We start from the raw sequence: 22,083 nt of genomic DNA on the forward strand, positions 1-22,083 counted from the left end.
ACGCGTTACCCTACCGTCGCTGACCTCAGCGCTCGGTGAAGCCGGAGAGCGCGTCGGACGCCGCGGACCAGTCGGCGACGACGGTGTCGACACGGCCGGGCGTGTCACCGTGTTCGAGCAGGTCGAGGAGCTTTTCGCAGGCCTCCCGCGGGCCTTGCGCGACCACCTGGACGCGTCCGTCGGCCTTGTTCGCGGCGAAGCCGGTCAGCCCCAGTTCCAGCGCGCGAGAGCGCGTCCACCAGCGGAAACCCACCCCCTGGACGTGACCGTGCACCCAGGCGGTGAGGCGGACCTCACTCTCCCCCAACATCTTTGACCTCAAATGTCACTTCAGTTCCCGATTTCAACGTGCGTCCCACCGTGCACACCGAGTCGATCGCGCGTTCGACGACGGTCAGCAACCGGGCCTTCTCTTCGGGCGACAGGCTGGAGAGGTCGATCTCCAACGACTCCGCGAGATGCGGGTAGCGCTCCTGGTCGCGGTCAGCAGCGCCGGACACCCGGATCGTGGTGCGGTAGTCGTCGCCGAGGCGCCGCCGCAGCGGCTGATCGCTGGACATCCCGCTGCAGGCCGCCAGCGCGATCTTCATCAGTTCGCCGGGCGTGAAGACGCCGTCGACGTCTTCGGAGCCGACGAGGACTTCCGCACCGCGCGTGCTGCGCCCGGTGTAGCGCCGCAGGCCGGTGCGTTCCACCCACAGTTCCGTCATGCCCTATTTCTACAACCCCGTGCGGAATAGCATTCCTGGTCGCCCCCAGCGGCGTGGCGCAGCCATGGCTTCTCACCCGCGCAGGACAACGGCGGGCGCGTCAGCGAGTGCGCGGGCGCGGTTGGCACCGCGGGCAGTAGCACGACGAGCGGTTCATGAACTTCTCCCGCCGCATGATCGCCCCGCACCGCCGGCACGGTTGGCCGTCGCGACCGTACGCGTCCAGCGATCGATCGAAGTACCCCGACTCCCCGTTGACGTTCACATAGAGCGAGTCGAACGAGGTGCCGCCCTGACCCAGCGCGTCGGTCATCACCGCGGTGGCAGCCTCGAGCACCTCGGCCAGCTTGGCTTTCGACAGACCGGACGCCAGCCGCGCCCCGTTGACCTTCGCGCGCCACAGCGCCTCATCGGAGTAGATGTTGCCGATCCCGGACACCACCGTCTGATCGAGCAGTTGGCGTTTGATCTCGGAATGCTTGCGCCGCAACACCGCAACAACAGCGTCGCGATCGAAGTCCGGGTCGAGCGGGTCCCGGGCGATGTGCGCTACGGGCACGGGCACCTCCGTCCCGTCGATGGTCACCATGTCGGCGAGCATCCATCCGCCGAACGTGCGCTGGTCGACGAAGCTGAGCGTGGTGCCGTCGTCCAGCAGTGCGGCGATGCGCAGATGGTTTTCGTTGGGCACGGGACCCAAGAGCATCTGCCCACTCATTCCGAGGTGCACGACCACGGCCGATCCGTCGGAGAGCGTGAGCCACAGGTACTTCCCCCGCCGCCCCGTGCCTGTGATCGTCATGTCGAGCAGACGCGCGGTCAGGTCGGCAGGGCCAGCCTCGTGGCGGCGCACCGCGCGCGGATGGTAAACGCGGACGCCGGTGAGGGTCTTGCCGGTGACGTGCGCGGCCAAGCCGCGACGGACCACCTCGACTTCGGGAAGTTCAGGCATTCCGCTCTTCGGTCAGCGCGTTCCACGCAGCGGCGGCGGCTTTGAGCTCCGCTTCTTTCTTCGTCTTGCCCACGCCGGTGCCGTAGTCCCGCTCGGCGACGACGACGGTGGCGGTGAACTCTTTGTCGTGATCCGGCCCGGTGGAGGACACGACGTAGCTCGGCGCCCCGAGACCTCGGGCCGCGGTGAGTTCCTGCAGGCTGCTCTTCCAGTCCAGACCGGCACCCAATGTGGGTGCGGTGTCGAGCAGTTCGCTGAACAATCGGAGGATCACCTCGCGGGCTACCTCCGCGCCGTGCTCCAGATAGATGGCGCCCAGCAGAGATTCGACACCATCGGCGAGGATGCTGGACTTGTCCGCACCGCCCGAGTTCTCCTCACCCTTGCCGAGCAGCAGGTAGTTCCCCAGGCCCTTGTCCGAGAGCCGCCGTCCGACATCGGCGAGCGCCTGGGTGTTGACGATGCTGGCCCGCAACTTGGCCAGGTCGCCTTCGGACCGTTCGGGGTGACGGTGGTAGAGCTCCTCGGTGATGGTGAGACCGAGCACGGAGTCGCCGAGGAACTCCAGGCGTTCGTTGGTCGGCAGGCCGCCGTTCTCGTAGGAGTAGCTGCGGTGGGTCAGCGCGATCGTGAGCAGATCCGGGGCCAGCCGTACGCCGAGGGCTTCGATCAGTGGTTCGCGGTCGACCGTCACTGCTCGTCTCCGGTCGGCTCGCGGAGCTGGGCGAGTTTGGCCCACCGCGGGTCGATCTGGTCGTGGTGGTGCCCGGGCTCGGCGTCGGCCATCCTCACTCCGCATTCGGGGCACAAGCCGGCGCAGTCAGGGGTGCAGGCCGGGGAGAACGGCAGGGCGAGCCCCACCGCGTCGATGATCGGCTGCTCGAGGTCGACGGTGTCGGTGCCGCCGTCGCGGCCGACCCTGGGGATCTCGTCCTCCTCGGTGGTGGCCTCGGTGGTGCTGTCGGGGTAGGCGTACAACTCCGTCAGGTCGATCGAGACATCGCCGGTGACCGGTGTGAGGCAGCGGGCACACTCCCCTTGGGTGGGCCCGGAGACCGTGCCGGTGACCAGCACGCCTTCGGACACCGACTCCAGCCGGAGCTCCAGGTGCAGGGGCGCGCCCTCGGGGACCGCGATCAGGTCCAGCCCGATACGGAAGGGGCTCGCCACCGTATCCTCGACGGTGATCATCGAGCCGGGCCGCCTGCCGAGCCGGGAGATGTCGATGACCAACGGCGACCGTGATCCCCGGCGCGCCGCAGTGTTAACGCGCGTCGCCATGCCTGCATCGTAGACGCGCCGCCCCGGCGCAATACGGGTGTATGCCGCGAGGGCGGGCAGACGCCCGGTTAGCGGGATACGTAGTCGTGTGTACCGGCGGCGGTGCGCAGCTGATGCCGGCCGCGGCCGACCGATCGGATGGTCCCGTTGAGGAAGTCTTCGAACTCGGCGAGCTTGCTGTCGACGTAGATGTCGCATTCGCCGCGCAGCCGGTCAGCCTCGGCATGCGCCGAGTCGATCATCCGGGTGGCTTCCGCGGTCGCCGTTGCCACGATCTCGGTCTGGCTGACCAGCCGTTGCTGCTCCTTGATGCCTTCCTGGACAGCCTTCTCGTAGGCCATGTTGCCGCTCTCGATCAGGCGGTCGGCCTCCGACTTGGCCCGCCCGGTGCTGGCCTCGTACTCACGCTTGGCGGTGGCCGAGATCCGGGCGGCCTCCTCGCGGGCCTCGGCGACCATGCGCTCGCTGTGCTGGCGCGCCTCGGCGACCATGCGGTCGGCCTGGGCTTTCGCGTCGGCCAGCAACCGGTCTGCCTCCGCGCGGGCGTGGTTGACCATCGAATCGGCCTCGGCATTGGCCGTCGACACCGTCGATTCGGCGTGGTCCTTGGCTTCCCGCAGCATCCCGTCACGGGCATCGAGCACGTCCTGCGCGTCGTCGAGTTCGCCGGGGATGGCGTCCTTGATGTCGTCGATCAGTTCCAGCACGTCCCCACGGGGCACGACGCAGCCGGCCGTCATCGGCACGCCGCGGGCCTCTTCGACGATGGCACCCAATTCATCGAGCGCTTCAAAAACTCGGTACACGGCGACACCCTCCAGGCGTAGTTGTTAGTGACCAGTGTGCCTGGTGTTACGCCTGTGACTCGGCTTCCTGTCCGGTGTGTCGCCGTCGATTCGGCGGCGCGATCGTATTCAGCGCAGTGCAGCGCCGATCGCGTCCCTGGCGCGGTCGAGCATCGAGGCGAACGGACCCACCGCGAAGTTGAGCTTCGCCGATTCGACGCCCGGGTGCGGGCGCGTGGGCGCGATCGCCTCGGCGGCGCGCACCGCGGCGGCAAGTCCCCTGAGCTCGGTTTCGTCGAGGTCCTTCTTCAGTGAGGTGAACTCCTCGGTTTCCTCGCGCTCGGCGTGCTCGAGCACCGCCTCGCGGAACGCGGTCAATTCGACGATGAACTCGTCGGAGGCGATGTCGAGCGACTCCAGCTTCGACAGTTGCTCTTTGGCTTCGTGCTCCTCGCGCAGCCGGGCATCGACGACGGCGTCCCCGGCCGCTCCGTCGCGACGGGCGCGCGGATGTACGACCATCTCCTCGGCCGTCTCGTGAACGGCGAGAAGCTGGCGCAGTTCGACGAACGCCGTCTCGCGGGCCTTCGGCTCGGAGGCGTGCAGGACCTCCTCGAACAAGTCCTTGATCAGATTGTGCTGGTCGCGCAGGAACGCCACGACGTCGTCGGTCGATTGCACGAATGTCTCAACCACGGCAGATACCTCCGTCAACGGGATGCGGCGCGCGGGCTGTCGCGCCTGCGCTTTCACTACCCGCCGACGTCGGCGTCAACCGCTCAGTTTCGCCTGCAGTCGGGCGTTGACGGCCGCGGGCAACAGATCGGAGACGTCGCCACCCAGTTGGGCGACCTCTTTGGCCAGCGACGACGACACGAACGAGTACCGGGGCGTGGTGGCAACGAAGAACGTGTCCACGCCGGCGACGTGCTTGTTCATCTGCGCCATCTGCAGCTCGTACTCGAAGTCGGTGCCGGTACGTAGACCTTTCACGATCGCGGTCAACCCACGGTCCTTGACGAAGTCGACGACCAGGCCGCTGCCTGACTCCACGCGCAGATTCGACAGATGCGACGTCGATTCGGCGATCATCTCGATGCGTTCCTCGACGGCGAACATGCCCTTCTTCGCCGGGTTCACCAACACCGCGACGACGACCTCGTCGAACTGGGCGGCGGCGCGTTCGAAGATGTCGATGTGCCCCAGCGTCACCGGGTCGAAGGATCCCGGACAGACAGCTCCGCTCATGGACGACGACGCTAGCAGGGGGTGGGCGTACCCAGGCGGGGGTTGTGGTCGTGGTCGAACTCAGTCCGCGGTGCCGATCTCCAGGCGCGTGTCACCGTAGCGGCGGGGTGAGTCCGCCGACCATCCGGCGGGCCAGGCGATCTCGGCCGCGCCGGTGGGGCGTTCGACGACGGCGACCGCACCGGGCGCTGTCCAGCGGTGAGTGACCAGATCGCCCAGTAGCGCTTGCACCGTGGCGGTCGACACCTCATAGGGCGGGTCGGCCAGCACCAGGTCGACGGGCCGTGGCGCCGGACCCGCCACCACACTCGCTGCCGGCGCGCGCCGCACCTGCGCTCCCCGTGCTCCCAAAGCGGCGATGTTCTTCTCGATGACCGCGGCCGCCCGGGCGTCTGATTCGACGAACACCGCCGAGCGGGCCCCGCGCGAGAGCGCCTCGAGTCCCAGCGCGCCCGACCCCGCGAACAGGTCGAGTACGTCAAGTCCCTCGAAATCCACCCGCGCGGCGAGCATGTTGAACATCGACTCCCGGACGCGGTCGGTGGTGGGCCGGGTTCCGCGGCCGGACTTCTGTTGCGGCACGGCGATTCGGCGCCCGCCGTATGCGCCGGCGATGATCCGGGTCAGCTGGCGTCCTCGGTGTTCCCGCGACCCGCCGATCCGACGACCACGAGCAGGTCACCGCCCTCGACCTGCGCGGTGGCCGAAACAGCGACGCGTGCAACGGTTCCGGCCTTGGGTGCGGTGATCGCGGCCTCCATCTTCATCGCCTCGATCGTCGCGATGGTCTGGCCGGCCTCGACGGTGTCTCCCTCTGCCACGCCGACGGTCACCACGCCGGCGAACGGGGCCGCGACGTGGTCGGGGTTGGTGCGGTCGGCCTTCTCGGCGGCGGGGACATCGCTGGCGACGCTGCGGTCGCGGACGACGACGGGACGCAGCTGCCCGTTGATGATGCACATGACGGTGCGCATCCCGCGCTCGTCGGGATCGGAGATCGCCTCGAGCCCGATGAGCAGCTGCACCCCCCGCTCGAGCGTGACGCGGTGCTCGTCACCGTGGCGCAGTCCGTAGAAGAACTGGTTGGCCGACAGGCTCGACGTGTCGCCGAATTGTTCCCGGTGCGCCTCGAACTCCTTGGTGGGGCCGGGGAACAACAACCTGTTCAGTGTGGCCTGCCGCTGCGGGCCCTCCTGGCCGAGGGCTTTCTCGTCCTCGGCGCTGAGCTCTTCGGCCGGCTTGGCCGCCGCACGTCCGGCCAAGGCCTTGGTGCGCAACGGCTCCGGCCAACCCCCAGGAGGGTCGCCGAGTTCACCGCGCAAGAATCCGATGACGGAGTCCGGGATGTCGAAACGGTCTGGCTCGGCGGCGAATTCGTCAGCAGTCACACCAGCGCCCACGAGCGCCAGGGCGAGATCACCGACCACCTTCGACGACGGGGTCACCTTCACCAGCCGCCCCAGGATTCGGTCGGCACCGGCATAGGCGGCCTCGATCTCCTCGAAGCGGTCGCCGAGACCCAGCGCGGTGGCCTGCTGGCGCAGGTTCGACAGCTGACCGCCGGGGATCTCGTGGGTGTACACCCGCCCCGTCGGCGTCGTGGGTCCGGCCTTGGCGACGTCGAAGGGCGAGTACACCTTTCGCAGCGCCTCCCAGTAGGGCTCGAGCTCACAGACCGCCGCGAGCGACAGACCGCTGTCGTATTCGGTGTGCGCGGTCGCCGCCACGATGGAGCTCAGGGCCGGCTGGCTGGTGGTGCCTGCGAGCGGCGCCGAGGCGCCGTCGACAGCGCTCGCGCCCGCCTGCCATGCCGCAAGGTAGGTGGCCAGCTGCCCGCCGGGAGTGTCATGGGTGTGCACATGCACCGGCAGGTCGAAACGACTGCGCAAGGCGCGGACCAACATCGCGGCCGCCTGTGGCCGCAGCAGCCCGGCCATGTCCTTGATCGCGAGCACGTGCGCACCGGCGTCGACGATCTGCTCCGCAAGCTTCAGGTAGTAGTCCAGCGTGTAGAGGTTCTCCCCCGGGTCGGACAGGTCGCCGGTGTAGCTCATCGCGACTTCTGCGACGGCGGTACCGGTTTCACGCACTGCGTCGATGGCTGATCGCATCGAGTCGACGTTGTTGAGCGCGTCGAAGATCCGGTAGATGTCGATGCCGGTGGCCGTCGCCTCCTGCACGAAGGCATGCGTCACCGACTCCGGATAGGGGGTGTAGCCCACCGTGTTCCGGCCGCGAAGGAGCATCTGCAGGCAGATGTTCGGCACGGCTTCGCGCAGGGCCGCCAGCCGCTCCCAGGGGTCCTCCTTGAGGAAGCGCAGCGCCACGTCGTAGGTCGCACCGCCCCAGCATTCGATCGACAGCAGCTGCGGGGTCAGCCGCGCGATGTAGGGCGCGACCATCAGTAGGCCGGAGGTCCGGATGCGGGTGGCGAGCAACGACTGATGCGCGTCACGGAACGTGGTGTCGGTGATGCCGACCGACTTCGACTCACGCATCCACCGCGCGAACCCCTCGGGCCCGACTTCGGTCAGCAGGTGCTTGCTGCCCCGCGGCGGCATCGTGTCGAGGTCGATGGACGGCAGCTTGTCGTTCGGATACACCGACGATGTCCGCGGTCCGTGGGGCTGGTTGACCGTGACGTCGGCCAGATAGTTGAGGATCTTGGTGCCGCGGTCGGCGGGGGCACGCGCGGTGAGCAGATAGGGCCGTTCATCGATGAATGACGTCGTGACCCGGCCTGCACGGAAGTCGGGATCGTCGACGACGGCCTGCAGGAACGGTATGTTCGTCGACACCCCGCGCACCCGGAACTCGGCGAGCGCTCGATGAGCGCGGGCCACCGCGGTGTCGAAATCCCTTCCGCGACAGGTCAACTTGACCAACATGGAGTCGAAGTGGGCGCCGATCTCCGCGCCGAGCACAGCACCGCCGTCCAGGCGGATGCCCGCACCACCGGGTGACCGGTAGGCCGTGATGCGGCCCGTGTCGGGCCGGAACCCGTTGGCGGGATCCTCGGTGGTGATCCGGCACTGCATCGCGAATCCGCGAGGCGCGGTGAGCATGTCCTGGCTCAGCCCGAGATCGGCGAGCGTCTTGCCCGAAGCGATGCGCAGCTGGCTCGCCACCAGGTCCACGTCGGTGATCTCCTCGGTCACCGTGTGCTCCACCTGGATTCGCGGGTTGCACTCGATGAACACGCGGTGGCCGCGCTCGTCGAGCAGGAACTCCACGGTGCCCGCACACGAGTAGCCGATGCCGCGGGCAAACGCGACCGCGTCCTCGCAGATGCGCTGCCGCAGTTCGGCGGGCATGTTCGGGGCCGGCGCCAGCTCGATCACCTTCTGGTGTCGACGCTGCACGCTGCAGTCGCGCTCGAAGAGGTGCATGACGTTGCCGTCGGTGTCGGCGAGGATCTGCACCTCGATGTGGCGGGGGTTGAGTACCGCCTGCTCCAGGTACACCGTCGGGTCGCCGAACGCCGACTCAGCCTCGCGGCTGGCGGCGTCGACTGCTTCGGCCAGTGCGCCGAACTCGGTGACCCGCCGCATGCCGCGGCCGCCGCCTCCCGAGACCGCTTTCACGAAGAGCGGGAACTCCATGTCGCGCGCTGCGGCGACCAGCTCGTCCACCGACGAGGACGGTGCCGACGACGACAGCACCGGCAGACCCGCGGCCCGGGCGGCCTCGATGGCACGTGCCTTGTTGCCGGTCAGCTCGAGGACGTCGGCACTGGGACCGACGAAGGTGATGCCGGCGGCCGCACACGCCGCGGCCAGTTCGGGGTTCTCCGAGAGGAATCCGTACCCAGGGTAGACCGCGTCGGCGCCGGCCTCCAGCGCGACCCGCATGATCTCGTCGACCGAGAGATACGCCCGCACGGGGTGCCCGGTCTCCCCGATCTGATAAGACTCGTCGGCCTTGAGCCGGTGCAGGGAATTGCGGTCTTCGTACGGATACACCGCCACCGTGGCGATGCCCATCTCGTAGGCGGCACGGAACGCCCGAATGGCGATCTCACCACGATTGGCGACGAGGACTTTGGTTATCTGGCCGGGCACGGTTCACCTTAACCCGCGCTGGTGCAGGTCAGATCAGTGTCGACCAGTAGTTCCAGAACCGTTCCAGGATCAACAGCACCACCGCGGTGAACCACAGTGCCACCAGCGACCAGCGCCACGTGTAGACCCCGCGCACCACCACGTTGTCGCTGCGCTGCGGCGCCACGGCGATCGAGGTGGCGACCACGAGAAGCGGAATCGTCACGCTCCAGACCACCATGCAGTACGGGCACAGCGCCCCGATTCGGTAGAGGCTCTGGAAGATCAACCAGTGCACGAACACCGTGCCCAGCGCTGCGCCGACAGCCAGCCCCGCCCAGTACCAGCGAGGCAGCGCCACCCGGGCGACGGCCAACACACCGGTCACCACTACCACGGCGAAGCCGACGATGCCGAGCAGGGGGTTGGGGAAGCCGAACACCGAGGCCTGGGGGGTGATCATCACCGAACCGCAGGACAGAACCGGATTGATGCTGCAGGACGGTACGTAGTCCGGGTTGATCAGGATCTCGATCTTCTCGATCGTCAGCGTCAGCGCGGACGCGAGCCCGATGACACCGGCGATCAGGACCCACCACGCGCTGCGGCGCGACACCGCGACATCACCCGTCCCGCCGTCCGACGACGGGTCGGCCTGCTCGACGGGTCCTGCCGCGGTGACGGTCATGACGCGGGAGCCGGTGCGGGTGCGGGCGGTGCGGCCGCCAGACCGGGCACGTCACCGACGATGCTGCGCAGCTTGGTGATCAGCTCGTCAGGGGTGCTGTATTGATAGTCCTCGCCGTTGATCCGGACGGTCGGCGTGGCCTTGATGTTGGTGGCGCCCGCCAGCCCCTTCACCATGTCGACGAAGCGACCCTTGCTGATGCACTCGGGGACGGTGCCTGCCGCGCCGGCCTGCCGCGCCACCTCGATCAGGCGGGCGTTGTCGGGGTAGCTGGACCCGGTCTCGCTCGGCTGCTGGGCATACAGCGCGGCATGGAATCTGCGGAAGGCGTCGTTCGACTCCGCGGCCACGCAATACGCGGCCCCACCGGAGCGTGACGAGTAGTTCTGGTTCTGCGGCCGGTCGAGAATGCTGACCATGTAGTAGTCGGCGGCGATCACACCGGCGTCGACGAGCTTGTTGATCGTCGGACCGAACTGCTGCTCGAACGCGCCGCAGTGCGGGCACAGGAAGTCTTCGTACATCGACACCACGGCCTTCGGCTCGTCGGTGCCCTCCTTCTTGATGACACTCGCCGACGCCACCCGGATGGACTGCGCCTCGCCGGCGGTGGGCTGGTCGTCGGCGGACATCACGATGTAGAGCACCAAGACGACCGCGAAGACGACGACGACCGAGGTCAGACCGATCTGCACGAACAGGTTGCGCTTGCGATCGGCCGCCTTCAGGTCGTACCGCGCGTTCTTCTTGGGTTTCGTGGCCACGTGGACAGACTACCGGCGGCTCGATGGACGGGGCGGTGGCCTCATCAGACGCGACTCAGATGTGCCCGCATCGCCGAGATCACATCGGCGGTGGCCGTGGCGCTGGCCCCGCCGAGGGTGAAGAAGTTCGCGAACCCGTGCACGACGGCGCCGTACTCGCGGTAGTCGACCGGGGTGCCGGCCGCGCGCAGCGCGTCGGCATAGAGCCGACCCTCGTCGCGCAGCGGGTCGAAGCCGGCAGTCGCGATGAGCGCGGGAGCGAGGCTGGAGTGGTCGGCGGCGAGCAGCGGGGACACGTCAGGGTGGTCTCCGCCGACCGACGCGCCGTCGAGGAACCGGGTGGTGAACCAGTCCGTGTCACGTTGGGTCAGGAAGAAGCCGCTGGCGAACAGGGTCCGCGACCGGGTCTGGGCGCCGTGATCGGTGACGGGATAGAGCAGCAACTGAAGCGCGGGCTGCGGCGCGCCGAGGGCGCGGGCGCGTAGCGCCACCACCGCGGACAGATTGGCACCCGCGCTGTCGCCACCCACGGCGACCCGCTGCGGATCGGCGCCGAGTTCTGCGGCGTGGTCTCGGGCCCACAGGTAGGCCGCGCAGGCGTCGTCGGCGCCGGAGGGTGCCTTGTGTTCGGGCGCGAGCCGGTAATCCACCGACAGCACGTGGACCGCACCGGACCGGCAGATCTCCCGGCACAGGTCGTCGTGGGTGTCCATGCTGCCGATGGCGTGGCCGCCACCGTGGAAGAACACCAGCAGCGGAGCGTCGGGCTCGGCGGTGCGGTAGTGCCGGGCGCGGATCGGACCGGCCGCACCGCTGACCGTCAGGTCGCGCACCCGGGTCACCGGGATGCGGCGCGCGAAACTGGCAGACAACAGCTCCAACTGGGCACGCGCCGCCGCGACGTCATCGCCGTTGACCAGACCGTCGAGCCCGATGGCTTTCTGCCCGGCCAGCATCAACTGCAGGGTGGTGTCCAGGGTGTTGCCGTCGATGACGATCGATCGACCACCCAGCATCGCTCGCTTCACGGGTTCCGGGATGCGCGGCAGGGCGCGCAGTGTCAGACCCGCGATGGCGTTGGCGGCAACGTCACGACGCCGGGCCCGCGGCTGTGCGGTACGAGTGAGCGTCTCGGTCATGTGGTGGTCCTTTCGCCGGCGGAACCCGATGAGCGCAGGCCCTGCGGCATGGCGCTGATTATGCGGGGTAATACTGCGGCAATATAGTCAGTCATCACGCATCGCAAGCCCCCCACTTCAGCAGAGAAGGTGACATGACTTCGGCGGCCGCAATCCCCACAGTCACGCTCAACGACGACAACACGATGCCGGTGATCGGCCTCGGTGTGGGCGAGCTGACGGATTCCGAGACCGAACGATCGGTTCGCACGGCGCTCGACGCCGGCTACCGCCTCATCGACACCGCGGCCGCGTACGGCAACGAGGCAGCGGTGGGTCGCGCCATCGCGGATTCGGGCGTGCCGCGCGACGAGGTGTTCGTCACCACGAAGTTGTCGCCCGAGGAGTTCGGCTTCCAGTCCTCCCAGGATGCGCTCAAGGCCAGCCTGCAGCGGCTCGGGCTCGATTACGTCGATCTCTACCTGCTCCACTGGCCGGCCGGCGACGAGGGCAAGTACGTCGACAGCTGGGGCGGCCTCATGAAGGCCAAAGAGGTCGGCGACACCCGCTCGATCGGCGTGTGCAACTTCCACGAACACCACCTCGACGACATCATCAGCCTCTCGTTCTTCACCCCGGCGGTGAATCAGATCGAACTGCACCCCCTGCTGAACCAGGCCGAGTTGCGGGCGGTCAACGCCGGGCACGGTATCGCCACCGAGGCCTACGGCCCGCTCGGCGTCGGCCGGCTCCTGGAGCACCCCGCGGTGGCGGCGATCGCCGAGGCCCACAGCCGGACGCCGGCGCAGGTGCTGATCCGCTGGAGCATTCAGCTGGGCAACATCGTGATCCCCCGCTCGTCGTCGCCCGAACGCATCGAGGCCAACTTCGACGTGTTCGGGTTCGAGCTCTCCGACGAGCAGATGGCATCGTTGAACGGACTCAACGACGGCACCCGGTTCCGGCCGGATCCGGAGTCGTACACGGGCGCCTAGCCCGATAGGGTGCGTGGCGTGACCAGGCCCGCCGCGCGTGCGCGTCAGCTGCGAGGCGCGCTCGTCGGGGTCGCCTCGGCCATGATGACGACCGGCGCGCACGCCGCCGGCGGCGGTGGACTTCCGCGCGGTCCCGCGTTGATCGTCGTCCTGCTGATCTGCCTGACCGCCGGCGCTCTGGCCACCTGCGTTCGGTCGGACCGCGGGGCGTACGCCGTGACCGCGGCGGCCCTGTGCGGCGCGCAACTGTCAGGTCACCTCGCGATGGCGATGGCGGCCCACCACCATGGCAGCGCACTCGGTTGGTCGATGGCCGCGGCACATCTCGGCGCTGCCCTGCTGCTGGCGGCCGCGATCACATCCGTCGAATTCCTCTACGCGGTGTGTGTTTCCGTCCTGTGCTGGGTGCGTCTGTTCGCACGACGAGCACCGCGGCCTTCTGCACCCCGCACCCGCTATCGCGTGACGACGGCGCGGCCTCGCCCGGTTCCGATCGGCGGGACGGGTATGCGGGCCCCGCCGGCGCTGTCGCCGGCCTGCTAGCGGCCCCCACTTCCCGTCATCGACGCGCAGCGTGCGCTGCGCTCGTCTGTCGGCTGCGCCCGGATCACCGGCGCAGCCTTCCGTTCGTGTTCTTCCCCACCAGTGCGTCCGCGCGCCCATTCCGAAAGTCCTGTCATGACCCTGTCCGACGACACCGTCGAACCCCTGTCCCCCGCCGTCCCGTCACCTCCTTCTCGACGCGATGGGCGTCCCCTCCTCGTTCGCCTGCACTTTTATGCGGGCGTCCTCGTCGGGCCGTTCCTGGTCGTCGCCGCGCTCACCGGCGGCCTCTACGCCGTGGCGCCGAGCATCGAGCGCGTCGTCTACCGCGATCTGCTGTCCGTCGACACTCGGTCTCCCATCCCCCTCGACGAGCAGGTGCAGCGCGCGCGTGCCGCTCACCCGGATCTCCCGATCAGCTCCGTGCGCCCGGCGGCCTCGGCGGGTGACACCACACGCGTCTCGCTCGCTGATCCGGCACTGCCGCAGGATCATTCACGCACGGTGTTCGTCGACCCGGGCACCGGCCAGATCCTCGGCGAACAGGTGACGTGGTTGGGATATCTGCCCGTCAGCACGTGGCTCGACGGTCTGCACCGCCACCTGAATCTCGGCGAACCCGGCCGGATCTACAGCGAGATCGCCGCATCGTGGCTGTGGGTGGTGGCACTCGGCGGTACCGCGCTGTGGGTGAGCAAGGCCGCCCGGGACCGTCACCGCGGGCGCCGCGGCCGCATCGTCGGTGTGGAGCGCAGCGCCACCGGACGGACCCTCACGATGAACTGGCATGGGGCGACCGGCATCTGGCTGCTGGGTGGACTGGTGTTCCTGTCCGCCACCGGTATCACCTGGTCCACCTACGCCGGCGCGCACGTCACCGAGATTCGGTCGGCATTCAATTGGCAACGACCACAGGTGAACACGGAATCCGCCGATCCGCACGCCGCGCATCACGGCGGCGCGACGGCCGATGCCGGTGCGGTCGACTACTCCGGGCTGGTGGCTGCCGCGGCCGCGCACGGCGTGCACGCCCCGGTCGAGATCACGATGCCCGCCGAGCCTGGTCGAGCCGCCACGGTGTCCGAGGTCGACGCGCCGTTCCGCCTGACCACGAACGTGGCCGCCGTGAACCCCCGCGACCTCTCGGTGGGCAGCGTCGTCGACTACTGGCGGGACTACTCGACCATGGCCAAGCTCGCCGACTGGGGCATCCGGGCCCACATGGGCTTCCTGTTCGGCCTGCTCAACCAGCTCCTGCTGCTGGCGGTCGCGGTCGGCCTGTTGACGGTCATCGTGCGTGGATATCGAATGTGGTGGCAGCGCAGGCCCACTCGCGGCTCAGCCTGGGCACTCGGGCGGCCACCTGCCCGCGGCGGCCTGCGCGCGGTGCATCCCGCGGTTGCCGCTGTCGTCGTGGTCGGCGCGGTCGCGGTGGGTTGGTTTCTCCCCCTGCTGGGCTGGACCCTGGCCGGTTTCGTGGTGGCCGATGTCCTCGTCGGGTGGTGGAAACGTCGAGCCGCCGGCAGAAGCCTCTAGCGCGAGCGGCCGCGACGGGGTGCAATGAGAGCACGCTCTCTCGGCGAAAGGGACGACCATGCCGACACGGATTCTCATCACCGCTGCGCTCGCCGCGCTCACGATCGGTGCGGCGCTGTCGACCGTCTCGGCTCCGGCATCTCAGGTCGCCCAGCAGCCGTGGGACCCCGGCTGCTGGGGGCCGTTCGCCTGGGGCTCGAATGAGTGCGACTGGTCGCCGACCTCGGGCCCCTCGTCGGGTGGTCCCTGGGATCCGTCGGTGACCGGCCCCGGTCAGTTCAACCGGTCCGGAACCGGTTCTGGCTCGAGGCCCTGACCTCAGCCCGTCGGGCAGGTCGCTGCGGCATCGCGCAGCACCGGCACCGACGGCGCGTCAACCGGTAACCCGTAGCCGCGCAGAACGGCGATGAACTGCATCGCGTACTGGCAGTGGAAGGCTTGATTGGGGGGCATCCACAGGGCAGGCTCCTTGTCCCCCTTGTCCTGGTTCGCCGGGCCGTCGACCGCGAGCAGGTTGGCCGGATCGTTGGCGAACCGGGCGCGCAGGTCGTCCGGCCAGCCTCGCGCTCCGAGATCCCAGGCCAGCGCCAGCGGCACGATGTGGTCGATCTGGACGGCCGCGCCGACCTGATTGCCGCGGGTGAACGCCACCACGACGCTGGTGTACGGGTCGAGAAGGGTGCCTGTGGCCACCGCGGTGGGACACCGCTTGATCGCGACGTAGGTCTTCTCCTGCAAGTCCCGGTCGAGGATGTCATTGCGGGTGTCGCAGCCGTTGTGTCCGCCGGGGGCCGTGGTGTCGTCGGTCCACGATTCGCCGAACGCGTCTCGGCGGTAGTCGTGGCTGCGGACGCGCGCGGGGATCTCGGCGACGCCGGCGAGGACGTCGACACCGGGTGCGACAGTGGGAATGTCGGCCTGGGCGATGAACCGCGTCGCACCGCGCGGTGACGTGCCGACCTGGACGGCGACGACGACGGCCAGCGCGGTGGCGACCGTGAGCCACAGCAGCTGCCGACGGGTCACGACATGTCCAGGTACTGGACGCGGTCGGCGTCGACGAACGGCGCCGACAGCGTCGCCATCCCGGGGTCCTGCGGATCGTGTTCGAACACCTTCTCGCACAGCTCTTTTGCCGTCTCGATGATCTCGCGGTGGCTGGCCAGTGACAGGAAGCGCAGCGTGATCGCGCGGCCGGACTGGTGCAGGCCCAGCACGTCGCCTTCGCTGCGCTCGAGCAGGTCGAGGTCGGCGAGAGCGAACCCGTCCAGAGTGCCGGCGACGGCCGTGAGGCGCTGACCCGCCTTCGAGGTCTGAGGCAGGTTGGTGGCCAACAGGCACAGGCTGGGATGCTGCCCGCGCCCGATCCGGCCACGCAGCTGGTGCAACTGGCTGATGCCGAAGCGGTCGGCGTCCATCACCACCATCACGGTGGCGTTGGGCACGTCGACGCCCACTTCGATCACCGTCGTGCACACCAGCACATCGATGTCGCCGGCGCGGAACGCCGACATCACCGCGTCCTTGTCGTCGGCCGCGAGCCGGCCGTGCATCAGGCCGAGCCGCAGCCCGGCCAATGGCCCGTCGGCCAACCGCTCGAACATCTGGACCACCGTGACCGGCGGCGGCCCACCCTGTGCAGCGTCCCCGGTGTTGTTGCCGCCCTTGCCCTTGGCCGGTTTGTCGTTCTCGTCGATGCGGGAGGCCACCACATAGGCCTGCCGGCCGGAGCGGACTTCCTCCACGACCCGCTGCCAGGCACGCTGCAGCCACGCCGGCTTCTCCCTGACGAAGATCGCGGTCGTGGTGATCGGCTGACGGCCGCGCGGCAGCTCCCGCAACGTGGAAGTCTCGAGGTCTCCGTAGACCGTCAGCGCCACGGTCCTCGGGATGGGCGTCGCCGTCATCACCAGAAGGTGCGGCGTGATGCCCTCAGGAGCCTTGGCGCGCAACCGATCTCGTTGCTCGACCCCGAACCGGTGCTGCTCGTCGACGACGACCATGCCGAGGTTGTCGAATTCCACGCCGTCCTGTAGCAGTGCGTGCGTCCCGATCACGATGCCGGCGGTCCCGCTTGCCACCTCCCGGCGTGCATCGCGCTTCTGCTGCGCCGACATCGAGCCGGTCAGCAGCGCCACCGCGGTGGCCTGGTCGGTGGCACCGAGCTGCCCGGCCGTCGCCAGCGGGCCCAGCATGGCGCGGATCGACTGGGCGTGCTGGGCGGCAAGCACTTCGGTCGGCGCGAGCAGTGCGCACTGATAGCCGGCGTCGATCATCTGCAGCATCGCCAGCAGCGCGACAACCGTTTTGCCGGAACCGACTTCGCCCTGCAACATCCGGTTCATCGGGTGCACGCCGGCCAGCTCAGCGGAGATCACGTCGAGGACCTCACGCTGGCCAGCGGTCAGTTCGAACGGCAGCTGCGCCGCCATCGCAGCGGCAAGACCGTCGTCGCGGGGGTCGGCCGCGGGCCCGGTTCCGGAGAGCTCGCTGTGCCTGCGCACCACCAGGCCCCACTGCAGCCCGATCGCCTCGTCGTAGGTGAGGCGTTCGATCGCCCGTTCGCGTTCGCGGGTGTCCTCGGACATGTGCACTGCGCGCAGCGCGGCGTCCTCGGACATCAGATCGTGTTCTCGGACAACCCATTCCGGCAGCGGATCGGGCACCGGGTCGAGCACCGCGAGCATCTGACGCATGCAGGCGTAGATGTCCCAGGTCTGCACCTTGGATGTCGCCGGATAGATCGGGAAGTATTCCTTCTCGAACGCGGCCAGAACGTCGGTGCCGCCTGCGGCATCGGCGATCGTCGACAGGGATTTGGTGCCCTTGGCGGTACCGTCCTCGCGCAGGATCAGAAACGCGGGGTGGGTGAGCTGCATGACGCCGCGGAAGTATCCGACCTCGCCGGACAGCATCACCTTGGTGCCCTCCACCAGAGAGTGTTTGAGGTACTTGGCGTTGAAGAAGGTGGCGGTGACCTTGGGCTTGCGCCGCCCGAGCGTCACGACCAGGAATTCGCGCTTGGGCTGCCGGTTGGTCCACCGCAGGGTGGCCTCTGTGATGACGTCGACGAACGTGACGTGCTCGCCTTCTTCGAGGTCGAGCTCCTCCCCCTCGTCGCGCACGCTCATCGCGTCGCTGTACTTGCGAGGGAAGTACCGCACCAGGTCCCCGCAGGTGCGCAGCCCCAGATGCTCCTCCAGCGGCTCGGCAGCCTTACGACCCAGCACGAAGTCGAGCCGATCACTCAGTGTCGCCACGTCATTCGACTCCGATCAGCAGCACATCGCCGCCGTGGCCGGTGTGAAAGCTCACCATGTCGGTTCCCGGATGTTCGCGCCGGACGTGCTCGGCCAGGGCGTCGGCGACGTCGGGCTGCACGCCGGCACCGGTGAGCACTGTCACCAGCTCGCCACCGGCGGCCAGGAGCAGGTCGATCAGCCCTGCGCCCACGTCGGCCACGCTGTCGCTGACCAGGACCACCTCGTCGCCGGCGATGCCCAGTCCGTCGCCCGGCCGGCATGCACCCGCCCACGTCAGGGCCTCTTGCGCAGCGACGCGCACCGATCCGTAGCGAGCCCCCGCCGCGGCCCTGGCCATCGTGTAGCTGTCGTCGACGAGTTCATGACCGGGGTCGTGGACGGCCAGCGCCGCCAGACCCTGAACCATCGAGCCGGAGTACACGGGCACCATGGTGATCCCCCGGGCCGAGGCCACGGCCCACCCGGCGAGCAGCTCCTCGGCGGCGACGTAGCCGTTGGGCAGCACCATGACCTGTTCGGCGCCGGTGTTCACCAGCGCGTGCAGCAGGTGGTGTGCGCTCACGGGCAGTCCGGGTTCCGGCCGCAAGATCTGCGCACCCTCGCTGGTGAAGAGCTCCTCGGCACCGTCGCCGTCGACGACGGCCAGCACCGCGCGTTCCCGCGCCCACCCGCCGGCGGGATGGCGGTCGGCCCCTCCGGTCAGCGACGTGATCTGGATGCGGCTGGGCCTGCCGACCTGGAGGGCGGCCTCCACGGCGGCACCCGCGTCGTCGACGTGGACGTGCACCGAGTACTGGCCCGCCTCCGCCGAGGCGGCGATGGCGACGGACTCCCCGAGCTCGTCCAGGCGCGCGCGCAGCACCTCCACTGCCGCCCGCTCGGCGCCGCTGAGCAGGTACATCACTTCGAACTGCGGGGTCGGGGCGGTCGCCGCGTGGGCCGCCTCGACCGCGGGTGTCTCGACGGGTTCGGGCCGGTACCGCGGCCGCGGTCGGGCGTGCCCGGTGAGCGTGGTGGTCAGCGCGTCGAGGAGCACCAGCAGGCCGCGCCCGCCGGCGTCCACCACACCGGCGTCGGCGAGCACGTCGAGCTGGCTGGGGGTGCGGTCCAGCGCGGCGACGGCCGCCTGGGCGGCAGCGGCCACCACCGCGGCCACGTCCTCCTGTTCGTCGGCCTCACGGGCGGCGGCGTCGGCGGCGTCCTGCAGCACCGAGGTGATGGTCCCGGGGACGGCCTCACCCATCGACGTGACGACCAGGGTGACGGCGTGACGCAGCGCAGCGGCCAACAGCGGGCCGTCGATGTCGGCGATGACGCGGTCCTCGGTGGCAGCGGCGGTGACGTCGGCCACCGCACGCAGGATCTGCGACAGGATCACCCCGGAGTTGCCGCGGGCGCCGCGCAGTGCTCCGTCGGCCAGCGCGGCCGCCACCTCGGTGACGTCGTCACCGGCGCTGCAGGAGTCGGCCTGCGCCCAGGCGGCGCGCATCGTGAACAGCATGTTGGTGCCGGTGTCGGCGTCGGCGACCGGGAAGACGTTCAGTGCGTTGATCTCGTCGGTGTGGCTGATCAGGTCCGACACCGCGGTGTGTGCCCAGCGCCGCAGCGTCGACGCATCGAGCCGCCGAGCCGACATCCTCACCTCCGAACGCCTGGGCGCCGCTACGCCGGTGCATGCGCCGCGCCGGCGCCAGCCTAGCCATTGCGTCGGACAGGGAAGAGGGACGAGTTCGGTCCTGTTGACAGCCATGGATGCCGTTTTGGCGAACCTCGGGGCGGCCCGGTAGTCTGATCGGGTTGTCGGGTCACCCGTCAGGTCGTTGACCCCCAAGCACTGACTTACGAGGAGTTCTCACTATGGCTGCCGTGTGCGATATCTGCGGGAAGGGCCCCGGCTTCGGTAAGTCGGTGTCGCACTCCCATCGCCGGACGAGCCGTCGGTGGAATCCGAACATCCAGTCGGTGCGCGCGGTGGCCCGTCCGGGCGGAAACAAGCAGCGCGTCAACGTGTGCACGTCGTGCCTGAAGGCCGGCAAGGTCACTCGCGGCTGATCAAGCCGGCTCGACGAACCGCCCCTCAGGGGCACATGAACGCGAACGGCGGGCAGACGAACGTCCCCGGCGGAAGCGGACCTTCTGCATAGACGCCGGGTTGCCCGGACACCTGGTGATATTCGTGGCAGACATTCATGTCCCAGGTGGCAGCGAGCGCTTCGGTCCGAAAGCTGATCGGATCTCCAGGACACCACGTGCCGTGGCACGCCGGGTCGCATCGAACGTTGTCGGGCTGCGCCGCGGCGATCTGCAATCCCAAGGCAGGAAGCCACATCGTGGCGGCCGCGCCGACGGTCGAGAGTGCGGCGCCCGCGAGAATCCGGGTGAGCGAGCGGGTCGAGGTCGTGATCATGACGGAAGTACACACCGCGGGCACCGGCTACCGATCCCAATTCGCAGGATTCCCACAGGTTCGGCCGTTCGTCAGGGCAGTCGCCAATCCACGGGCTCCGCACCCATCTGCGCCAGCATGTCGTTGGCGCGGCTGAACGGCCTCGACCCGAAGAAGCCCCGCGACGCCGACAGCGGCGACGGATGCGCCGACTCGATCACGGCGGTATCCCCCAGCATCGGCTTCAGCGTCGCGGCATCTCGCCCCCACAGCACCGCCACCAACGGCCGGTCCCGGGCCACCAGGGCCCGGATGGCGCATTCGGTGACGGCCTCCCACCCCTTACCCCGATGCGAGGCCGGCGTGCCGGGTCGCACGGTCAGCACCCTGTTCAGCAGCATCACGCCCTGTTCGGACCACGGGGTCAGGTCACCGTTGGCCGGCGCCGGGTAGCCGAGGTCCTGCTGGTATTCGGTGTAGATGTTGGCCAGGCTGCGCGGCAGCGGACGCACATCGGCACCGACGGAGAAGCTCAGTCCGACGGCATGACCGGGAGTCGGATACGGGTCCTGTCCGACGATGAGGACGCGAACGTCGTCAAAGGGATAGGAAAAGGCCCGCAGCACCTGCGACCCAGTCGGGAGGTAGCGGTGTCCGGCGGCCAGTTCGGCGCGAAGGAACTCCCCCATCTCGGCGACGCGGGCATGCACGGGTTCCAGGGCAGCTGCCCAGGACTCGTCGATCAACTCCTGCAGCGGGCGTGCGGTCACGACAGGCCAACTTAGTGCCCCCGCGGTTCAGTAGGACTGCCAGCCCGCACTGCCCGGCCATGCCGCGCCGTCCACGGTGACCTCACCCGCGCCGAATGCCGCTGCGGGACCCTCGACCCGTCCGATGATCCGCCAGCCCGGCGGGGGCTCGGCAGGGAAGGTGGCCACCAGCGCGTGATCTTCACCACCGCCGAGAACCCACTGCCGAGCGTCCGCCGCTGCGGCTTCTGCAGCCGGTCCGAGCACGTCGAGGTCGGTGCGCAACAGCTCGAGGGACAGGTCGATGTGGACACCTGATGCGGCCGCGATGTGCCCGAGGTCGGCGAGCAGCCCATCGGAGACGTCGGTCATCGCGGTGGCACCCGCGCGGGCTGCGACGACGCCCTGACCGTAGGGCGGAGCCGGCACCAGGTGGCGCCGCCGCAGGGCATCGAATCCGTGGATGTCGTTGTGCCACAGTGCATACCCGGCACCCGACCACCCGATGTCCCCCGCCAGCGCGACCACGTCACCGGGCATGGCACCGCCGCGCAGCACCGGTGGGTGGCCATCGAGGTCACCCAGCACCGTCACCGAAATGACCCACTGCGGGGCGGCGACCATGTCGCCACCGACGATGCCTGCCCCCAGTCGCGCCGCCTCCTCCCACAGCCCGTCGGCCAGTGCAACGGCCTGACCGGTGTCGGTGTCACCCGGTGCGCCGAAGCCGACGACGAACGCGGTGGCGCGGCCGCCCATCGCCTCGATGTCGGAGGCGTTCTGCGCGATGGCTTTTCGGCCCACATCGTGCGGTGTCGACCAGTCGAGCCGAAAGTGCCTGTCCTGTACCAACATGTCGGTACTCACCGCGGTCGCGCCCCCGCCGGCGAGAACGGCGGCGTCGTCGCCCGGGCCGACGACGACGAACGGTGGTTGCCGGCGCCCGGCGACCAGACGGTCGATGACCGCGAACTCCCCGTCTCCTGCCAGCGTGCCGTCGGCCATGACTGCTCCCTCGCCTGTTG

Annotated in this window: 24 protein-coding genes; 5 read left to right on the plus strand and 19 right to left on the minus strand. The window is 69.0% G+C overall.

The features are described from left to right. Positions 1-25: 25 nt before the first annotated feature. From ACZYYX_RS22955 to ACZYYX_RS23015, 13 genes are all read right to left on the minus strand, one after another. Positions 26-310 carry an acylphosphatase gene (locus ACZYYX_RS22955; RefSeq protein WP_241204088.1) on the minus strand — a complete coding sequence of 95 codons (285 nt, stop codon included), beginning with the start codon at positions 308-310 and terminating at the stop codon, positions 26-28. Beyond that, complete coding sequence (locus ACZYYX_RS22960; RefSeq protein WP_463816925.1) at positions 294-710, minus strand: OsmC family protein; 417 nt, start codon at positions 708-710, stop codon at positions 294-296. Before ACZYYX_RS22960 ends, ACZYYX_RS22955 begins: the two co-directional genes overlap by 17 nt. A 100-nt stretch (positions 711-810) precedes the next feature. After that, entirely contained in the window at positions 811-1,662 is an 852-nt protein-coding gene (gene mutM / locus ACZYYX_RS22965) for a bifunctional DNA-formamidopyrimidine glycosylase/DNA-(apurinic or apyrimidinic site) lyase (RefSeq protein ID WP_463816926.1), read from the minus strand. Continuing rightward, a complete protein-coding gene (gene rnc, locus ACZYYX_RS22970; RefSeq protein ID WP_463816927.1) occupies positions 1,655-2,356 on the minus strand; it encodes a ribonuclease III in 702 nt (233 codons plus the stop codon). The genes mutM and rnc overlap by 8 nt, the downstream gene beginning before the upstream one ends. After that, positions 2,353-2,943, minus strand: a complete 591-nt coding sequence (locus ACZYYX_RS22975; protein WP_463816928.1) for a YceD family protein — start codon at positions 2,941-2,943, stop codon at positions 2,353-2,355. The genes rnc and ACZYYX_RS22975 overlap by 4 nt, the downstream gene beginning before the upstream one ends. A gap of 68 nt (positions 2,944-3,011) precedes the next feature. Further along, positions 3,012-3,749 carry a cell division protein SepIVA gene (sepIVA, locus tag ACZYYX_RS22980; protein ID WP_463816929.1) on the minus strand — a complete coding sequence of 246 codons (738 nt, stop codon included), beginning with the start codon at positions 3,747-3,749 and terminating at the stop codon, positions 3,012-3,014. Positions 3,750-3,857: 108 nt separating this feature from the next. After that, positions 3,858-4,424 (minus strand): hemerythrin domain-containing protein, encoded by a 567-nt coding sequence (locus ACZYYX_RS22985; RefSeq protein WP_463816930.1) that lies wholly within the window; start codon positions 4,422-4,424, stop codon positions 3,858-3,860. Between the two features lie 75 nt (positions 4,425-4,499). Next, positions 4,500-4,976: a pantetheine-phosphate adenylyltransferase gene (coaD, locus tag ACZYYX_RS22990; RefSeq protein ID WP_463816931.1), complete on the minus strand. Its 477-nt coding sequence runs from the start codon at positions 4,974-4,976 to the stop codon at positions 4,500-4,502. A gap of 60 nt (positions 4,977-5,036) precedes the next feature. Beyond that, the gene (rsmD, locus tag ACZYYX_RS22995; protein WP_463817190.1) at positions 5,037-5,603 is read right to left on the minus strand and encodes a 16S rRNA (guanine(966)-N(2))-methyltransferase RsmD; all 567 of its coding nucleotides are present in this window, start codon (positions 5,601-5,603) and stop codon (positions 5,037-5,039) included. Then, positions 5,600-9,025, minus strand: a complete 3,426-nt coding sequence (locus tag ACZYYX_RS23000; protein ID WP_463817192.1) for a pyruvate carboxylase — start codon at positions 9,023-9,025, stop codon at positions 5,600-5,602. The genes rsmD and ACZYYX_RS23000 overlap by 4 nt, the downstream gene beginning before the upstream one ends. Positions 9,026-9,065: 40 nt before the next feature. Next, positions 9,066-9,704, minus strand: a complete 639-nt coding sequence (locus tag ACZYYX_RS23005) for a vitamin K epoxide reductase family protein (protein WP_463816932.1) — start codon at positions 9,702-9,704, stop codon at positions 9,066-9,068. Further along, the gene (locus ACZYYX_RS23010; protein WP_463816933.1) at positions 9,701-10,468 is read right to left on the minus strand and encodes a DsbA family protein; all 768 of its coding nucleotides are present in this window, start codon (positions 10,466-10,468) and stop codon (positions 9,701-9,703) included. Before ACZYYX_RS23010 ends, ACZYYX_RS23005 begins: the two co-directional genes overlap by 4 nt. Positions 10,469-10,512: 44 nt before the next feature. Further along, on the minus strand, positions 10,513-11,607 hold the full coding sequence (locus ACZYYX_RS23015) for an alpha/beta hydrolase (protein WP_463816934.1): 1,095 nt from the start codon (positions 11,605-11,607) through the stop codon (positions 10,513-10,515). A 134-nt stretch (positions 11,608-11,741) separates the two neighbouring features. Here ACZYYX_RS23015 and ACZYYX_RS23020 point away from each other — a divergent pair, with 134 nt between their 5' ends. From ACZYYX_RS23020 to ACZYYX_RS23035, 4 genes are all read left to right on the plus strand, one after another. Beyond that, positions 11,742-12,581, plus strand: a complete 840-nt coding sequence (locus tag ACZYYX_RS23020) for an aldo/keto reductase (RefSeq protein WP_463816935.1) — start codon at positions 11,742-11,744, stop codon at positions 12,579-12,581. Between the two features lie 18 nt (positions 12,582-12,599). Continuing rightward, positions 12,600-13,124, plus strand: a complete 525-nt coding sequence (locus tag ACZYYX_RS23025; RefSeq protein WP_463816936.1) for a hypothetical protein — start codon at positions 12,600-12,602, stop codon at positions 13,122-13,124. A gap of 135 nt (positions 13,125-13,259) precedes the next feature. Continuing rightward, complete coding sequence (locus ACZYYX_RS23030) at positions 13,260-14,660, plus strand: PepSY-associated TM helix domain-containing protein (protein WP_463816937.1); 1,401 nt, start codon at positions 13,260-13,262, stop codon at positions 14,658-14,660. A 58-nt stretch (positions 14,661-14,718) separates the two neighbouring features. Then, the gene (locus ACZYYX_RS23035) at positions 14,719-14,976 is read left to right on the plus strand and encodes a hypothetical protein (RefSeq protein WP_463816938.1); all 258 of its coding nucleotides are present in this window, start codon (positions 14,719-14,721) and stop codon (positions 14,974-14,976) included. Between the two features lie 2 nt (positions 14,977-14,978). Here ACZYYX_RS23035 and ACZYYX_RS23040 read toward each other — a convergent pair whose 3' ends face one another. The 3 genes from ACZYYX_RS23040 to ACZYYX_RS23050 are packed head-to-tail and all read right to left on the minus strand — an operon-like array spanning position 14,979 to position 19,559. Continuing rightward, the gene (locus ACZYYX_RS23040) at positions 14,979-15,686 is read right to left on the minus strand and encodes an HNH endonuclease family protein (protein WP_463816939.1); all 708 of its coding nucleotides are present in this window, start codon (positions 15,684-15,686) and stop codon (positions 14,979-14,981) included. Beyond that, the gene (gene recG / locus ACZYYX_RS23045) at positions 15,683-17,920 is read right to left on the minus strand and encodes an ATP-dependent DNA helicase RecG (protein ID WP_463816941.1); all 2,238 of its coding nucleotides are present in this window, start codon (positions 17,918-17,920) and stop codon (positions 15,683-15,685) included. The genes ACZYYX_RS23040 and recG overlap by 4 nt, the downstream gene beginning before the upstream one ends. Before the next feature lies 1 nt (position 17,921). Beyond that, a complete protein-coding gene (locus ACZYYX_RS23050) occupies positions 17,922-19,559 on the minus strand; it encodes a DAK2 domain-containing protein (protein WP_463816942.1) in 1,638 nt (545 codons plus the stop codon). Between the two features lie 221 nt (positions 19,560-19,780). On the opposite strand from ACZYYX_RS23050, the gene rpmB reads away from it, so the two are divergent. Beyond that, complete coding sequence (gene rpmB / locus ACZYYX_RS23055; protein WP_014815134.1) at positions 19,781-19,975, plus strand: 50S ribosomal protein L28; 195 nt, start codon at positions 19,781-19,783, stop codon at positions 19,973-19,975. Between the two features lie 25 nt (positions 19,976-20,000). On the opposite strand, the gene ACZYYX_RS23060 is transcribed toward rpmB, so the two are convergent. The 3 genes from ACZYYX_RS23060 to ACZYYX_RS23070 all read right to left on the minus strand — a co-directional run bounded on the left by ACZYYX_RS23060 (position 20,001) and on the right by ACZYYX_RS23070 (position 22,063). After that, on the minus strand, positions 20,001-20,330 hold the full coding sequence (locus tag ACZYYX_RS23060; protein ID WP_463816943.1) for a hypothetical protein: 330 nt from the start codon (positions 20,328-20,330) through the stop codon (positions 20,001-20,003). A gap of 71 nt (positions 20,331-20,401) precedes the next feature. Continuing rightward, positions 20,402-21,079, minus strand: a complete 678-nt coding sequence (locus tag ACZYYX_RS23065) for a uracil-DNA glycosylase (RefSeq protein ID WP_463816944.1) — start codon at positions 21,077-21,079, stop codon at positions 20,402-20,404. A gap of 27 nt (positions 21,080-21,106) precedes the next feature. After that, positions 21,107-22,063, minus strand: coding sequence for a thiamine-phosphate kinase (locus tag ACZYYX_RS23070; RefSeq protein WP_463816945.1), 957 nt, complete (start codon positions 22,061-22,063; stop codon positions 21,107-21,109). Positions 22,064-22,083: the final 20 nt, after the last annotated feature.

The organism is Mycobacterium sp. IDUB_1 (genome assembly GCF_055419625.1).

Coding starts and splice junctions, on each gene's coding strand:
- ACZYYX_RS22955 (WP_241204088.1), bottom strand. CDS start 310: ATGTTGGGGGAGAGTGAGGTCCGCCTCACCGCCTGGGTGCACGGTCAC.
- ACZYYX_RS22960 (WP_463816925.1), bottom strand. CDS start 710: ATGACGGAACTGTGGGTGGAACGCACCGGCCTGCGGCGCTACACCGGG.
- mutM (WP_463816926.1), bottom strand. CDS start 1,662: ATGCCTGAACTTCCCGAAGTCGAGGTGGTCCGTCGCGGCTTGGCCGCG.
- ACZYYX_RS22975 (WP_463816928.1), bottom strand. CDS start 2,943: ATGGCGACGCGCGTTAACACTGCGGCGCGCCGGGGATCACGGTCGCCG.
- coaD (WP_463816931.1), bottom strand. CDS start 4,976: ATGAGCGGAGCTGTCTGTCCGGGATCCTTCGACCCGGTGACGCTGGGG.
- ACZYYX_RS23005 (WP_463816932.1), bottom strand. CDS start 9,704: ATGACCGTCACCGCGGCAGGACCCGTCGAGCAGGCCGACCCGTCGTCG.
- ACZYYX_RS23015 (WP_463816934.1), bottom strand. CDS start 11,607: ATGACCGAGACGCTCACTCGTACCGCACAGCCGCGGGCCCGGCGTCGT.
- ACZYYX_RS23020 (WP_463816935.1), top strand. CDS start 11,742: ATGACTTCGGCGGCCGCAATCCCCACAGTCACGCTCAACGACGACAAC.
- ACZYYX_RS23030 (WP_463816937.1), top strand. CDS start 13,260: ATGACCCTGTCCGACGACACCGTCGAACCCCTGTCCCCCGCCGTCCCG.
- ACZYYX_RS23035 (WP_463816938.1), top strand. CDS start 14,719: ATGCCGACACGGATTCTCATCACCGCTGCGCTCGCCGCGCTCACGATC.
- ACZYYX_RS23050 (WP_463816942.1), bottom strand. CDS start 19,559: ATGTCGGCTCGGCGGCTCGATGCGTCGACGCTGCGGCGCTGGGCACAC.
- rpmB (WP_014815134.1), top strand. CDS start 19,781: ATGGCTGCCGTGTGCGATATCTGCGGGAAGGGCCCCGGCTTCGGTAAG.
- ACZYYX_RS23060 (WP_463816943.1), bottom strand. CDS start 20,330: ATGATCACGACCTCGACCCGCTCGCTCACCCGGATTCTCGCGGGCGCC.
- ACZYYX_RS23070 (WP_463816945.1), bottom strand. CDS start 22,063: ATGGCCGACGGCACGCTGGCAGGAGACGGGGAGTTCGCGGTCATCGAC.